Source organism: Streptomyces neyagawaensis (assembly GCF_023516595.1).
Taxonomy (GTDB): Bacteria; Actinomycetota; Actinomycetes; order Streptomycetales; family Streptomycetaceae; genus Streptomyces; species Streptomyces neyagawaensis.
Window position 1 is genome coordinate 16,382 of the sequence record NZ_JAMGBG010000119.1, and the last position, 13,526, is coordinate 29,907.

Below are 13,526 nucleotides of genomic sequence, written 5' to 3' on the forward strand. Positions count from 1 at the left end.
GCGGCCGGTGAGCAGTACCGCGGCCGCGGTCGGCGCGAAGATCCGTCTGCGCCGCCGGCAGCGTGGCATGAGCGCCGCGGAGATTGCCCGGCGCGCCGGGCTGAGCAAGGCCACGCTGTCGCAGATGGAGGCGGGCAAGGGCAATCCGACGATTGGCACCCTGGACGCGATCGCCGTCGCGCTGCGCATCCCGATCGCGGACCTGCCGGCGCGCGACGCCGACACCGGGCCGGTCTACCGGCCGGGCAACCCCGCTGAGCCGGGCGAGGTCGCCCGGGACCTGCTGCGCCGCATCAGCCTGGAGAACTGGCGGCTGCGTATCCCGCCCGAGACGGAGCTGACCGGCGTCCCCCACGCCACCGGCACGATCGAGCACCTGCTCATCGCCGCCGGGCACGTGACCGCCTGGCCGGTCGATGCCCCGCAGGACCTGGGCCCCGGCGACATGCTCGCCTTCGCCGGCGATGTCCCGCACTTCTACCGCACCGCCGCCGAGGCGGTGGACATCACCGGCGTCTTCGCCTCCCCCATCGGCACCTGAGCCAAGGAACCTCACCTATGAGCATCAGCACCGACGTCATCCCTTCCAATCAGGCCTTCCTCAGCGACAACATGGCGGGCGCCTCGCCCGAGATAGCGCAGGCTGTCGCCGCGGCGGCGGCCGGGTATGCCCTGTCGTACGGCGACGATCCCTTCACTGGCAGCGTCCGCCACAGGTTGAGCGAGATCTTCGAACGTGAGGTCGAGGTCTTCCCGGTCTCCACCGGAACCGCCGCGAACTGCCTGGGTCTGGCTGCCCTGACCCCACCCTGGGGCAGCGTGCTGTGCCACCCGGCCAGTCACATCAACGTCGACGAGTGCGGTGCGCCGGAGTTCTTCACGGGCGGCGCCAAACTCGTCACGGTTCCCGGCCACGACAGCAAGATCGACCCCGACGCGCTCCGCGAGGCGGTGCGCCGCAGGGCCGGTGACGTTCACAGTGTGCAGCCGTCGGTGGTGAGCATCAGTCAGGCCACGGAGCGCGGCAGCGTCTACGCCCTCGACGAGATCCGCCGTCCGGCAACCATCGCCAAGGACGCGGGACTGCGCTGCCACATGGACGGCGCCCGCTTCGCCAACGCCCTGGACCACCTGGGCGTCACACCGGCCGAGATGACCTGGCAGGCCGGCATCGACGTGCTGTCCTTCGGGGCCACCAAGAACGGCGCGATGACCGCGGACGTCATCGTCTCCTTCGATCCGGCACTGGCCAGCGAACTCGCCTTCCGTGCCAAGCGTGCCGGCCAGCTCGCCTCCAAGATGCGCTTTCACACCGTCCAGCTCGACGCCTACCTCACCGACGGTCTGTGGCTGCGAAACGCCCGCCGGGCCAACACGATGGCCGCCCGGCTCGGCGACGGTCTCAAGGCCATCCCGGCACCGAACTCCTCAGCAGCTCGCAGGCCAACATCCTCTTCTACCGCCTGCCCCAGCAGGCAACCGAAGGGCTTCTCGCGGAGGGCTACACCTTCTACCACGATCGCTGGGCGCCGGGCATCGTCCGCCTCGTCACCTCCTTCTCTCACACCTCCGAAGACATCGACCAGCTTCTGGACGCGGTCCGCCGCCACACCCGCTGACCACCGACCGGAGCCGGCCAGGCGGCTTGCTCAGCGCGCGGCGGCCGCGGCTCCGTCCACGCCGATCACCCTCGGGACCACCTGCTGTGGCAGTGGCAAGTGCCGCAGATGGCGCAGCGCGGTGCTGCGGGAGACCGGCACGGCCAGCGGACGCCGTCCTGCATACGCTCAGCATGTCGGGGCAGGTACGGCGAGAACGGCGTGCCCGCGGCCGTTGCCCGGTAGAGGATGATGGGTCATGACGATCGTGTTCCGGATTCCGGCCACTGGTGCGGAGCGGGTGGGGTTCGCCTACTCGCCGACGATGGAAGCCGTACTGAGTCTCCATGTGCTGGTGGAGCCCAAGCACCACCCCGTCCAGCACGGCTGGGTGCGCGCGATGCGCATGCTGTCCCCGGCGCTGAAGCGGGAGATCGAGGCGTTCTCCTACGCGGTGCGCTCGTACTTCCCGGAGTTCCTCTTTCCGCAGCCGACCGGCGGACTGACTGACTTCGCCGACGAACTGGCCGCCCTGCGCACAGCGGATCCGGAGCTGGTCCGGCTGGAGTTCGCCATCCCGCTGCTCTCGCCATGGCCGGGCGGCGGCCAGGGCAGGGACCCGCACGTGCTGGACGAACCGGACGTACGCCGGCTGCTGCGGGAGCGGCTCGCACGGGAGAGCGACGACGCCATCGCCGCGATGCTCCTCGACGACCCCCGCGCGCTGCTCGAACGGTTCCTGAGCATGCTGGAGCGCTACTGGCGGGAGGCGTTCGAGGAGGAATGGGCACGGCTCGAACCCGAACTCGCCGCCGGCGTCAGCGAGGCCGGACACCAGATCGAGCAGCGCGGTCTGTACGGGATGCTGCGCGGCCTGTGGCCGGAGGTGCGCAGCGATCCTCAGACCGAACGCTTCTGGCTGGAGCGACCGCACGATCACGAGGTCGCCATCGGTCCGGACGACACCCTCGTGCTCGCCCCCAGCTCCTATGTGTGGCCGCACGTACGCGTCAACTGCGACGGTCCGTGGCCTCTCGGCCTCGTCTTCCCGGTCTCCTCCATCGCCCGGGAAGCCCGCCCAAGGATTCCACCCACCCGGCTCGTCGGCACGTTGCGGGCGCTCGCCGACGACACCCGGCTGCGTGCCCTCCGGCTGATCGCCGAACGCCCACGCAGCACCCAGGAACTGGCCCCGCTCGTCGGCGTCAGCGAGGCCGCCCTGTCCAAGCACCTGCGCGTGCTGGCGGACGCGGGCCTGCTGGAGCGCCGCCGCGAGGGCTACTACGTCCTGTACCGGCTCGTGCCCGGGCAGGTGGCGGGCCTGACCCCGGGCCTGGAGAGCTTCCTGAGGGGCGACGACACCGCGACGTCATAGTGCCCGAGACCAATGGGAGGGCGCCGAGTTCGTGCCGGCGTCCATATGCCCCAGCTCGCGGGAAGGGCAGCCTCGTGGAGACGCACGAGGAGGAAGCGCAATGATCCCTGAAACGACCCGCATACGCGCTCCCCGGCCCCGAGTGGCCGCGCTGGGCGAGTACGCCATCGATGCCGTGCACGGGTTCGTGCCCGCCGAGGACCCGGTGGACGCGCTGCCGACGTACTACGAACCGTGGGAGCGGCTCGGGCGGAACATCGCGGCCCTGATCATGACAGGGCGGATGCGCCCGGCAGTCGAATCGCTGGCCGTCCTCGCACCGGACCGGCTGCACTCCAGCGGGGAGCAGGAACGGGCCATGCTGTTGTTGTGCTCTCTCGCGAACGCGTACGTGTGGGCCACCGACACACCCGCGGACACGCTTCCGGCACCGTTGGCGCAACCGCTCCACACGCTCGCCGAAACCCTGGACCGGGCGCCGATCATCTCCCACGCCTCCATCGTGCTCCAGAACTGGCGGCGCATCGACGCCGGCGAACCGCTGAGCATGTCGAACATCGACACCCAGGTGACGTTTCTCGGCGGCGTCGACGAGAAGTGGTTCTATCTGGCGACGGTGGGCGTCGAACTCGCCGGCGCTCCCGGGCTCCGCCTGCTCGTACGGGCCCAGCACGCGGCGGCGGACGAGGACCAGGCCGGCCTCACGGAGGCGCTGCTCGGTATCCGCGATGTCGTCGACAAGGTGACCGACGCGTTCCTCGACGTCGAGCGCTGGTGCGATCACTACGTCTTCTACCATCGCATCAGGCCGTTCCTCACGGGATGGTCCGCGCCGGGGCTGCGCTTCGAGGGCGTGGACCGGGAACCGCTGGTGCTGGCCGGCGGGAGCGCCGCACAGAGCTCCCTCATCCAGGCCTTCGACGCCGGACTCGACATACCGCACCCGCACGGGATGACGGCGGGATTCCTGACCGGCATGCGCGCATACATGCCCGCGCCGCACCGTCGCTTCCTGGAGGATCTCGAGGCCGGTCCGTCGGTCCGTGAATGCGTCGAGCGCAATCGCGGCACCCACCCCCGGCTCGGCGACGCGTACAACGCGGCGGTGGACGCCCTGGTCCGGCTCCGGGCCCAGCACATCGGCATCACCGGGCGCTACATCAAGCGATTCCAAAGCGACCAGGAGACCGCCAAGGGAACCGGCGGCAGCGACTTCGTCGCCTTTCTGAAGAAGTCGCGGGAGGAGACCACCGATCGGCTGCTGCCATGACAGCACCTCTGTACGGGGACTTCGACCAGCACCAGCTGGACGCCCAGTACTCACCCAGCAGCATGGTGGACGACATCCGGCCGTTCCTGGACGACTACGCGGACCGCAGCCGTCTCGCCCGACAGGAGCTGGCCGCGGTGGCCCGCCGCGACCTGCGCTTCGGACCGGGAGACGACGATCGGCTGGACGTCTACGGTCCCTCGGGACCGGGCCCGGAAAGCCGACCCGCTCTGTTCTTCGTCCACGGCGGATACTGGCAGCAGCTGTCCAAGGAGGACACCGCGTTCCCGGCTCCCGCCATGGTGCAGGCGGGTGCTGTCTACGTCACTCCGGACTACACCCTCGCCCCGCGAGCCCGGCTCTCGGACATCGTCGACCAGGTGCGCAGGGCCTTCGTCTGGCTGTGGCGCCGGGCGGCCGACCATCGCATCGACCCCGAGCGGATCGTGGTCTCCGGATCCTCCGCCGGCGCTCACCTGGCCGCCATGCTGCTCGCCACGCCGTGGCGGCAGTGGGGTCTGCCCGCGGACCCCATCGCGGGCGCGGTGCTCTTCGGCGGGATCTACGACCTGACCCCGGTACGGCAGACCTACGTCAACGATGTCGTGGGCATCGACGGCAGCGAGGTCCAGGACTGCAGTCCGCTGTTGCTGACCCCTTCGGTCCGCTGCCCCGTGGTGATCGCCTGGGGGGAACGTGAGACCGACGAGTTCAAGCGGCAGTCGCGCGCGTTCGCGGAGCATCTGCGCCGGCAGGGCTGCCCGGTCACCGCGTTCGAGCAGTCCGGGCGCAACCACTTCGACTCTCCCGTGGAACTCGCCGTGCCCTCCGCCCGAGTTCATGCCGAAACCCTCCGTCTGATGCGTCTGGCCGCGGCTCGGCGCTGACCGCTTCACTCCCCGCCACCAGAGCGACCCACCCCGCTCATCACCACCTTCGGGCCCCCGGCGCTCAGCTTCGGCGCCTGCGTCGACCCGCATCGGTCATCCGGCACCATTTCGAGAAGGGCATTGCCTTGGTCGCGCGACCCACCGCCTCCGAAGCCGAGGCCCACCAGCTCGACGAAGCCCTCCCGGGGCACCGCGAGCTGTTCCACGTACCGCCCGCCGACGGCGGCAGATACACCGAGACCGCGTACCTCGCGGGCAACTCCCTCGGCCTGCAGCCCAGGGCCACCCTCGCGGAACTGACACAGGACCTCTCCGACTGGAGCCGCTTCGGCGTCGAAGGCCACCACGACGCCGTACGCCCGTGGCTCGGCTATCACCGCCTGCTGACCGAGCCGGCCGCGCGCCTGGTCGGGGCGCTGCCCGAAGAGACCGTCGTCATGAACTCCCTGACGGTGAACCTGCATCTGCTGATGGTCTCGTTCTATCGCCCCCAGGGCGAGCGGACACAGATCGTGATCGAGGACAGCGCCTTCCCCTCGGACAGCTACGCGGTGCGCAGCCACGTGCGCTTCCGGGGCCTCGATCCGGACCAGGCGGTCACCAGGCTGCGTCCGCGTCCCGTGGAGGACTGCCTGCGCACGGAGGACGTCGTCGACTTCCTCAACCGGCAGGGACACACCGTGGCCCTGATGCTGCTGGGCGGCGTCAACTACCTCACCGGCGAGCTGATGGACATTCCCGCCATCACAGCGGCCGGCCACGCCGCGGGCGCGACGGTCGGCTGGGACCTCGCCCATGCGGCAGGCAACGTCCCGCTCCATCTGCACAACTGGGACGTCGACTTCGCCGCCTGGTGCTCCTACAAGTACCTCAACTCCGGACCCGGCGCTTTGTCGGGGGTGTTCATCCACCAGCGGCACGTCACCGAGCGCGGCCTGCAGCGCCTGGAAGGGTGGTGGAGCACCGACGCCGCCACCCGGTTCCGGATGGAACCGGTCTCCCGGCCGCCGGCCACCGCCGACGCGTGGGCGATCTCCAATCCGCCGATTCTCGCCATGGGCCCGGTGCGCACCTCGCTGGAACTGTTCGACACCGTCGGCATGGCGGCGCTGCGGGGGCGCAGCGAGAAGCTGACCGGGTACCTGGAGGGACTTCTCGACGCGATCACCCACACCCGTCCACTGACGTTGATCACTCCCAGGGACCCGCAACGCCGAGGCGCCCAGCTGTCGCTGCGCGTCGGCCGTACGAGCGCGGCCGACCTGGCCCGCAGGCTGCGCCACGAGCACGGAGTCGTCGCCGACGCCCGCGAGCCGGACATCATCCGGCTGGCGCCGGTGCCCCTCTACTCCACCTTCCACGACTGCTGGCGGGCCGCCGACGCGCTGGCCCACTGCGTACCGGGGGAGAGATGACCCAGACCGGCAACGCGGCCCCCCTCCCGCCTGGGCAGGCGGCCGTCGCAGGCGGGGAGCAACGGCCCCCGGGCGAGCTCGTCCGCTCGCTCACCCACCGCCAGACCACCATGATCGGCCTCGGCTGCGCGCTGGGCACCGGCCTCTTCCTGGGGTCCGGTTCGGCCATTGGCATAGCAGGCCCTGCCGTGATCCTCTCCTACATCGCGGGCGCGGTACTCGTCGCCATCATCGCCCGGGTGCTGGGGGCGATGACCATCGCCCATCCCGTGCGCGGCACCTTCGGGACCATCGCCCACCTCTATCTCGGCCCGTGGGCGGGCTTCGTCGTCCGGTGGCTGTTCTGGGCCGGAACGACGGTCGCCATCGGCGGCGAGGTGGTGGCCGCGGCGATCTACATCCGCTACTGGTGGCCGCAGGCCCCGATGCTCCTGCTCATCGCCGCCGTCGCCGCCGTGGTACTGGGCGTCAACCTCTTCAGCGTCGGGTCCTTCGGCTTCGCGGAGTTCTGGCTGTCGAGAGTGAAGGTGACCGCGGTGGTGGTGTTCATCGCGGCAGGACTGCTGCTGGTGTTCGTCGGACTGCCGCACACGCCGGCCACGGGCCTGGGAAACCTCACCTCGGGTGGCGGCTTCTTCCCCAACGGGCTGACGGCCGTCTGGACCGCCCTGTCCGTCGTGATGTTCGCCTTCGTGGGATTCGAGACCGTCTCCCTCTCGGCGGCGGAGACAGCCGACCCCGCACGGTCCATCCGCACCGCGATGCGCGCGCTCATCTGGCGCCTGGGACTGTTCTACATCCTGTCCATAGGGCTCATCGTCACCCTCGTGCCGTGGCGGGACGTCGCAGGCGGTGACGGGGGCGTCGACGGCAGCCCGTTCGTCCACGTCTTCACCCAGGTCGGCATTCCGGCCGCCGCCTCGCTGGCCAACGCGATCGTGCTGATCGCGGCGATCTCCTCGGCCAACGCGCAGCTCTACGCGGCCAGCCGCTTCCTGGACTCCCTGGGCCACGACAAATGCGCCCCCGCCGCCGTGGCCCGTCTCAGCCGCCGCGGGGTCCCGGTGCGGGCCCTGCTGGTCTCCGCCGTCGGCATCGTCGCGGCAGCCCTGCTGGCCGCTTTCAAGGTCAACGGCGTCTTCGACCTCCTGGTCTCCGTCGCCATCTTCACCGTCCTCCTGGTGTGGCTGCTGATCCTCCCGTCCTACCTCGCGTTCCGCCGCTCCGCTCAACCGGCCGCACCGCGGGACCTGCGGGTTCCGGGCGGCGCCTGGACGGCCTGGGCCGGCATCGCGGGTGTGCTGGCGGTGGCCTCGACCGCCGCGGTGGTGCCCGTGATGGCGCAGGCCGCCTGGGTCGGCTCCGGCTTCACCCTCGCCCTGCTCCAGGTCTACGCCCTCAAGGTCCGCCACGTGATGTGCCGGGATGCACCCGTCGCGCCGAACAAGGAGGCGGGCGAACCCGACCCTCAGGAGGCACCCCATGTCCGCTGAACCGCTGCCCGTCATCCGCAACTTCGTCGGCGGCACCTTCGCCGAACCCGACGAGGAACGTTGTCTCACGAAGACCGCCCCGGCCACCGGCACGCCCCTCGCCCAGGTGCACGAGGCGGACCGGACCCTGGTCGACCGCGCGGTCCGCTCGGCGCGCGGCGCCCTGGCGGATGGCTGGGCCCACACTCCCGTACGGGAACGCACCGCGCTGCTGCGCCGGGCGGCCGACCTGATCGAGCAGCGCTTCGAGGAGTTCGTGGCCGCGGAGGTCGGCGACACGGGCAAGCCCGTGACCCAGGCCCGCGAGCTCGACGTCGCCCGCGCGATCGCCAACTTCCGCACGTTCGCCGACATCGTGGCCGCGGCCGGCCAGGACTCCTACCTCACCGACCTGCCGGACGGGCGCCAGGCCCTCAACTACGCGGTGCGCAAACCGCTGGGCGTGGTGGCCGTGATCGTGCCCTGGAACCTGCCGCTGCTGCTGCTCACCTGGAAGGTCGCCCCCGCGCTCGCCTGCGGCAACGCGGTGGTCGTCAAGCCCAGCGAGGAAACCCCGTCCACCGCGGCCTTGCTGGCCGAGGTGCTGGCCGATGCCGGTCTGCCCGCCGGGGCCTACAACGTCGTGCACGGCTTCGGCGCCGGTTCCGCGGGCGAGTTCCTGGTGACCCACCCGGGCGTGGACGGGATCACGTTCACGGGATCGTCCGCCACCGGGACCGCGGTCATGCGGGCGGCGGCGCCCGGGGTGCGCCCGGTGTCCTTCGAACTCGGCGGCAAGAACGCCGCGATCGTCTTCGACGACGTCGATGTCGACGAGGCGCTCGACGGGCTGTGCCGGTCGGTGTTCACCAACACGGGCCAGGTGTGCCTGTGCACCGAGCGGGTCTACGTCCACCGGGCCGTGTTCACGGACATCGTCGACGGCCTGGCCGAGCGGGCCGGCCGGCTGCGGCTCGGCGACCCGTTCAGCGCGCACACCACCACCGGCCCGCTGATCTCCCAGGAGCACCGGCGCAAGGTGCTGCGCTACTTCGACCTCGCCGAGCAGGCCGGCGCCAAGGTCGTCACCGGAGGCGGCACACCGCACCTTGGCCCGGCCCTCGACGGCGGCGCGTGGATCGAACCCACCCTGTGGACCGGGCTGACCAACGCCGACCGCCCCGTACGCGAGGAGATCTTCGGTCCCGTCGCCGCGCTCATCCCGTTCGACACCGAGGAGGAGGCCATCGCCCTGGCCAACGACACCGACTACGGTCTCGCCGCCGCCGTGTGGACCAACGACCTGCGCCGCGGTCACCGTGTCGCCCAACGTATGGACGTAGGCATGGCCTGGGTCAACACCTGGTTCCTGCGCGACCTGCGCTCTCCCTTCGGCGGCGCCGGGCTCTCCGGCATCGGCAGGGAAGGCGGCGCCTCCTCCCTCCACTTCTACACCGAGCCCACGAATGTGTGCGTGCAGCTATGACGACCGACACCGACACCGAGCCGACCACACCCGCCCCGCCGACGGGAGGAGACGAAGCCATCGAGGCCGCCGTCTCCCGCCTGACCCGCGCAGCCGCCACCGGAACGCCCTGCGCCCCCGTCCGTGACCTGCTCGGCGACACCGGCATCGACACCGCGTACGAGGTGCAGAGCCGCCTCGCCTCCGCGCGGCTGGCCGCGGGAGCACGAAGGGTCGGTGCCAAGATCGGCCTGACCGCGCCCGCCGTACAGGAGCAGTTCGGCGTCTTCGAACCCGACTTCGGGATGCTCTTCGACGACATGCTCCTCGCCCACGGCGAGCCCGTCGCCCTGGACCGCTTCATACAGCCGCGCGCCGAGGGGGAGATCGCCTTCGTCCTCGACCGTGACCTCGACCGGCCCGGCGCCACCGTCGCGGACGTCCTGCGCGCCACCGCCTTCGTCCTGCCGGCCGTCGAGATCGTGGACTCCCGCGTCGCCGGATGGGACCTGACCATCACCGACACCGTCGCCGACAACGCCTCCAGCGGCGCCGTCGTCCTCGGCACCGTCCCGCACACCCTGACCGGGCTCGACCTGGCCCGGGTCGGGATGACGCTGTACCGCGACGACGAGCCCGTCTCCTTCGGTGCCGGTCACGCCTGCCTCGGCTCCCCGGTCGTCGCCGTCACCTGGCTGGCGCGCGAACTGGCCCGCCGGGGCCGGCCCCTGTGCGCCGGCGACGTGGTGATGTCCGGTGCCCTGGGACCGATGGCGGAGATCAACGACGGTGGCCGCTACCGCCTGGAACTGGACGGACTCGGCACGGTCGAGGCCCTGATCGAGCCCCGTACGGAGGACAGCGCATGAGCACCGGAACCACCGCCCGGGCCGACGGCGTCAAGGTCGCCGTCCTGGGCTCGGGGAACATCGGAACCGACCTGATGGTCAAGGTCATCCGGCAGTCGAAGAACCTGCGCATGGCGGCCTTGGCGGGCATCGACCCGGCCTCCGAGGGCCTGGCGCGCGCCCGGCGCCTGCACGTGGCCACCACCCCTGCGGGAATCGACGGTCTCCTGGAGATGGACGAGTTCGCCGACGTCCGGATCGTGTTCGACGCGACATCGGCCGGCGCCCACGCCCGGCACGCCGAAGTCTGCCGCGCCCACGGCAAACTGCTCGTCGACCTCACGCCGGCCGCTTCGGGGCCGCTCACCGTCCCTTCGGTGAACCTGGAGAAGCACCTCGCCGCCGACGACGTCAACATGGTCACCTGCGGCGGGCAGGCCACCGTACCCGTCGCCGCGGCCGTCTCCCGGGTGGCTCCGGTGGTCTACGCCGAGATCGTGGCCTCCCTCTCGACCCGCTCCGCCGGGCCCGGTACCCGTGCCAACATCGACGAGTTCACCGAGACCACCGCCCGGGCCCTGCGCGAGGTCGCGGGCGCGGGCACCGCGAAGGCCGTCATCGTGCTCAACCCGGCCGACCCGCCGGTGTCCATGCGCAACACCGTCTACTGCGTCGTCGAAGACGCCACGGCCGGCACGCTGCGGGCCGTCGAGGACTCGGTACGGCAGGCGGTCCGGGACGTCCAGGAGTACGTGCCCGGCTACGAACTCGTGCAGGACGTGCAGTTCGACGCCCTGCGGGAGGTGTGGATCCCGCACCTCGGCCGGCATGTGACGGGCACGCAGGTCACCTGCTTCCTCCAGGTCCGCGGCGCCGGCCACTACCTGCCGGAATACGCCGGCAACCTCGACATCATGACCTCCGCCGCCCTGCGGACAGCCGAGCGCATGGCCGAACTCCGAGGATGGGTGAGCCAGTGAACCTCTACGTCCAGGACGTGACCCTGCGGGACGGCATGCACGCCGTCGGGCACCGTTACACCACCGCCCAAGTCCGCGACATCGTGGCCGCACTCGACCGGGCCGGGGTGGACGCCATCGAGGTCGCCCACGGCGACGGCCTCGGCGGCTCCAGCGCCACCTACGGCTTCGGGGCCCACACCGACGAAGAATGGATCCGGGCCGCGGCCGAGGTGATCGAGAACGCCACCCTCACCACCCTGCTGCTTCCGGGCATCGGCACCATCGCCGATCTCCGCCGGGCCCGTGCTCTCGGCGTGGGCAGCGTGCGCGTGGCCACCCACTGCACCGAGGCCGACATCAGCGCGCAGCACATCGCCTGGGCCCGCGAGAGCGGCATGGACGTCGCCGGGTTCCTGATGATGAGCCACATGGCCGCCCCGGCCCGACTCGCCGAACAAGCCCGGCTGATGGAGTCCTACGGAGCCCACTGCGTCTACGTCACCGACTCCGCCGGCCGACTGACCATGACCGATGTGGCCGAACGGGTCGACGCCCTGCGCCAGGTGCTCGCCGACGACACGCAGATCGGCATCCACGCGCACGAGAACCTGTCGCTGTCCGTCGCCAACAGCGTCACGGCCGTCAAGCGCGGGGCGCTGCGCGTGGACGTCGCGCTCGCCGGACAGGGAGCGGGCGCCGGGAACTGCCCCGCAGAGCCGTTCGTCGCCGTGGCGGACCTGCTCGGCTGGCGCCACGGCTGCGATCTGTTCGCCCTCCAGGACGCCGCCGAGGACCTCGTACGGCCGCTGCGGGAGCGGCCCGTCCAGGTCGACCGCGACACCCTGACCCTCGGCCGCGCGGGCGTCTACTCCAGCTTCCTGCTGCACGCGGCGCGCGTGGCCGCACGGCACGGGCTCGACTCCCGCCTGCTGCTCCAGGAGGCCGGCCGCCGCGGTCTGGTCGGCGGCCAGGAGGACCTTCTCACCGACATCGCCCTCGACCTGGCCCGTGTGCCCGCCGAGGCAGGAGGAACGGCATGAGCACGCCCGATCGCCTGGAACCGGCCCTGCGTCTGCATACGGCCGCTCGCCGGCGCACCCCCGTTCCCGGCCTCGCAGACACCCACTCTTTCGGCATCGACGACGCCTACGCCGTGCAGGAAGCCCTGGTCGGTCTGCGGCAGACCGGGGGAGAGCGGCTCACCGGCGTGAAGCTGGGCTTCACCAGCAAGGCCAAGATGGCGCAGATGGGTGTCTCCGAGATCATCGTGGGACGCCTGACCGACGCCATGCGCATCGGCGACGGCGCCGAGGTGGACCTGTCGGACTTCATCCATCCCCGGGTCGAACCGGAAGTGGCGTTCCGGCTGAGCCGACAGGTCGATCTCGACGACCCTGCGACCGACATCGCCTCGTGCGTGGACGCGGTCGCACCGGCCATCGAGATCATCGACTCCCGCTACCAGGACTTCCGCTTCACCGTCACCGACGTCATCGCCGACAACACCTCGGCCGCCGGGTACGCCGTCGGCTCCTGGCACCCGCTCACCGACGTCGCGAACAAGGCGGTGCGGCTGCGCACCCCGCAGGCGGAGGCCGTCGGATCCACCGCGGCGATCCTCGGAGCACCCCTGGCCGCCCTGCACGCCCTGCTCGACATCTGCCGCAGGCGCCGTATCCCCCTCGCCCCCGGACAGATCGTCCTGGCCGGCGCCGCCACCGCCGCCCTGCCGCTCACCCCCGGCGTCACCGTCTGCGACATCGCGGGGCTCGGCACCGTCACCCTGAAGGGCCGCTGATGAACACCGCACGCGTAGTCGACGGGCAGGCCACCCCCCGGGGACGGTTCCCGCACGTGAAGGTCGTCGGCGACCTCGTCTTCGTCTCCGGCACCAGCTCCCGCAGGCCGGACAACACCTTCGCGGGCGCCGAGGCCGACGCCCTGGGCACGACCACCCTCGACATCCGGGCCCAGACCCGCGCCGTCATCGAGAACCTGCGCGCCATCCTGCGGTCGGTCGGCGCCGACCTGGAGGACATCGCCCAGATCACCGCCTACCTCGTGAACATGAACGACTTCGGTGGCTACAACGAGGTCTACGCCGAGTACTTCGACGCCCACGGCCCCACCCGCACGACGGTCGCCGTCCACCAGCTGCCGCACCCGCACCTGCTCATCGAGATCCAGGCCATCGCCGCCCTCAGCCGCCGCTCCGCACACTGACCCGCCCT

13 protein-coding genes are annotated in these 13,526 nt (G+C 71.1%); all 13 read left to right on the forward strand.

The window, feature by feature from the left end:
• Positions 1-7 precede the first annotated feature (7 nt).
• The 13 genes from M8J73_RS34795 (at position 8) to M8J73_RS34855 (ending at position 13,518) form a co-directional block, all read left to right on the forward strand.
• Positions 8-541: a helix-turn-helix domain-containing protein gene (locus tag M8J73_RS34795; protein ID WP_229913975.1), complete on the forward strand. Its 534-nt coding sequence runs from the start codon at positions 8-10 to the stop codon at positions 539-541.
• 17 nt (positions 542-558) lie between these two features.
• The gene (locus tag M8J73_RS45625) at positions 559-1,851 is read left to right on the forward strand and encodes a threonine aldolase family protein (RefSeq protein WP_372504069.1); all 1,293 of its coding nucleotides are present in this window, start codon (positions 559-561) and stop codon (positions 1,849-1,851) included.
• A gap of 6 nt (positions 1,852-1,857) precedes the next feature.
• Positions 1,858-2,973: an ArsR/SmtB family transcription factor gene (locus M8J73_RS34805; protein WP_055539674.1), complete on the forward strand. Its 1,116-nt coding sequence runs from the start codon at positions 1,858-1,860 to the stop codon at positions 2,971-2,973.
• A 100-nt stretch (positions 2,974-3,073) separates the two neighbouring features.
• Complete coding sequence (locus tag M8J73_RS34810; protein WP_079054936.1) at positions 3,074-4,243, forward strand: indoleamine 2,3-dioxygenase; 1,170 nt, start codon at positions 3,074-3,076, stop codon at positions 4,241-4,243.
• Positions 4,240-5,130 (forward strand): alpha/beta hydrolase, encoded by an 891-nt coding sequence (locus M8J73_RS34815; RefSeq protein ID WP_055539672.1) that lies wholly within the window; start codon positions 4,240-4,242, stop codon positions 5,128-5,130. Before M8J73_RS34810 ends, M8J73_RS34815 begins: the two co-directional genes overlap by 4 nt.
• A 128-nt stretch (positions 5,131-5,258) precedes the next feature.
• Positions 5,259-6,548: a kynureninase gene (gene kynU / locus M8J73_RS34820; RefSeq protein ID WP_055539671.1), complete on the forward strand. Its 1,290-nt coding sequence runs from the start codon at positions 5,259-5,261 to the stop codon at positions 6,546-6,548.
• Positions 6,545-8,041 (forward strand): amino acid permease, encoded by a 1,497-nt coding sequence (locus M8J73_RS34825; RefSeq protein ID WP_055539670.1) that lies wholly within the window; start codon positions 6,545-6,547, stop codon positions 8,039-8,041. Before kynU ends, M8J73_RS34825 begins: the two co-directional genes overlap by 4 nt.
• The gene (locus tag M8J73_RS34830) at positions 8,031-9,506 is read left to right on the forward strand and encodes a 2-hydroxymuconic semialdehyde dehydrogenase (RefSeq protein ID WP_055539669.1); all 1,476 of its coding nucleotides are present in this window, start codon (positions 8,031-8,033) and stop codon (positions 9,504-9,506) included. The genes M8J73_RS34825 and M8J73_RS34830 overlap by 11 nt, the downstream gene beginning before the upstream one ends.
• Positions 9,503-10,354 (forward strand): 2-keto-4-pentenoate hydratase, encoded by an 852-nt coding sequence (locus M8J73_RS34835; RefSeq protein ID WP_055539668.1) that lies wholly within the window; start codon positions 9,503-9,505, stop codon positions 10,352-10,354. Before M8J73_RS34830 ends, M8J73_RS34835 begins: the two co-directional genes overlap by 4 nt.
• The gene (locus M8J73_RS34840) at positions 10,351-11,313 is read left to right on the forward strand and encodes an acetaldehyde dehydrogenase (acetylating) (protein WP_055539667.1); all 963 of its coding nucleotides are present in this window, start codon (positions 10,351-10,353) and stop codon (positions 11,311-11,313) included. Before M8J73_RS34835 ends, M8J73_RS34840 begins: the two co-directional genes overlap by 4 nt.
• Entirely contained in the window at positions 11,298-12,335 is a 1,038-nt protein-coding gene (gene dmpG / locus M8J73_RS34845) for a 4-hydroxy-2-oxovalerate aldolase (protein ID WP_055539666.1), read from the forward strand. The genes M8J73_RS34840 and dmpG overlap by 16 nt, the downstream gene beginning before the upstream one ends.
• On the forward strand, positions 12,332-13,093 hold the full coding sequence (locus tag M8J73_RS34850) for a 2-keto-4-pentenoate hydratase (protein WP_055539665.1): 762 nt from the start codon (positions 12,332-12,334) through the stop codon (positions 13,091-13,093). Before dmpG ends, M8J73_RS34850 begins: the two co-directional genes overlap by 4 nt.
• On the forward strand, positions 13,093-13,518 hold the full coding sequence (locus M8J73_RS34855) for a RidA family protein (protein WP_123994215.1): 426 nt from the start codon (positions 13,093-13,095) through the stop codon (positions 13,516-13,518). The genes M8J73_RS34850 and M8J73_RS34855 overlap by 1 nt, the downstream gene beginning before the upstream one ends.
• Positions 13,519-13,526 lie beyond the last annotated feature (8 nt).

Coding starts and splice junctions, on each gene's coding strand:
- M8J73_RS34850 (WP_055539665.1), top strand. CDS start 12,332: ATGAGCACGCCCGATCGCCTGGAACCGGCCCTGCGTCTGCATACGGCC.
- M8J73_RS34830 (WP_055539669.1), top strand. CDS start 8,031: ATGTCCGCTGAACCGCTGCCCGTCATCCGCAACTTCGTCGGCGGCACC.
- M8J73_RS34810 (WP_079054936.1), top strand. CDS start 3,074: ATGATCCCTGAAACGACCCGCATACGCGCTCCCCGGCCCCGAGTGGCC.
- dmpG (WP_055539666.1), top strand. CDS start 11,298: ATGGGTGAGCCAGTGAACCTCTACGTCCAGGACGTGACCCTGCGGGAC.
- M8J73_RS34840 (WP_055539667.1), top strand. CDS start 10,351: ATGAGCACCGGAACCACCGCCCGGGCCGACGGCGTCAAGGTCGCCGTC.
- M8J73_RS34805 (WP_055539674.1), top strand. CDS start 1,858: ATGACGATCGTGTTCCGGATTCCGGCCACTGGTGCGGAGCGGGTGGGG.
- M8J73_RS34815 (WP_055539672.1), top strand. CDS start 4,240: ATGACAGCACCTCTGTACGGGGACTTCGACCAGCACCAGCTGGACGCC.
- M8J73_RS45625 (WP_372504069.1), top strand. CDS start 559: ATGAGCATCAGCACCGACGTCATCCCTTCCAATCAGGCCTTCCTCAGC.
- M8J73_RS34855 (WP_123994215.1), top strand. CDS start 13,093: ATGAACACCGCACGCGTAGTCGACGGGCAGGCCACCCCCCGGGGACGG.
- M8J73_RS34835 (WP_055539668.1), top strand. CDS start 9,503: ATGACGACCGACACCGACACCGAGCCGACCACACCCGCCCCGCCGACG.
- M8J73_RS34825 (WP_055539670.1), top strand. CDS start 6,545: ATGACCCAGACCGGCAACGCGGCCCCCCTCCCGCCTGGGCAGGCGGCC.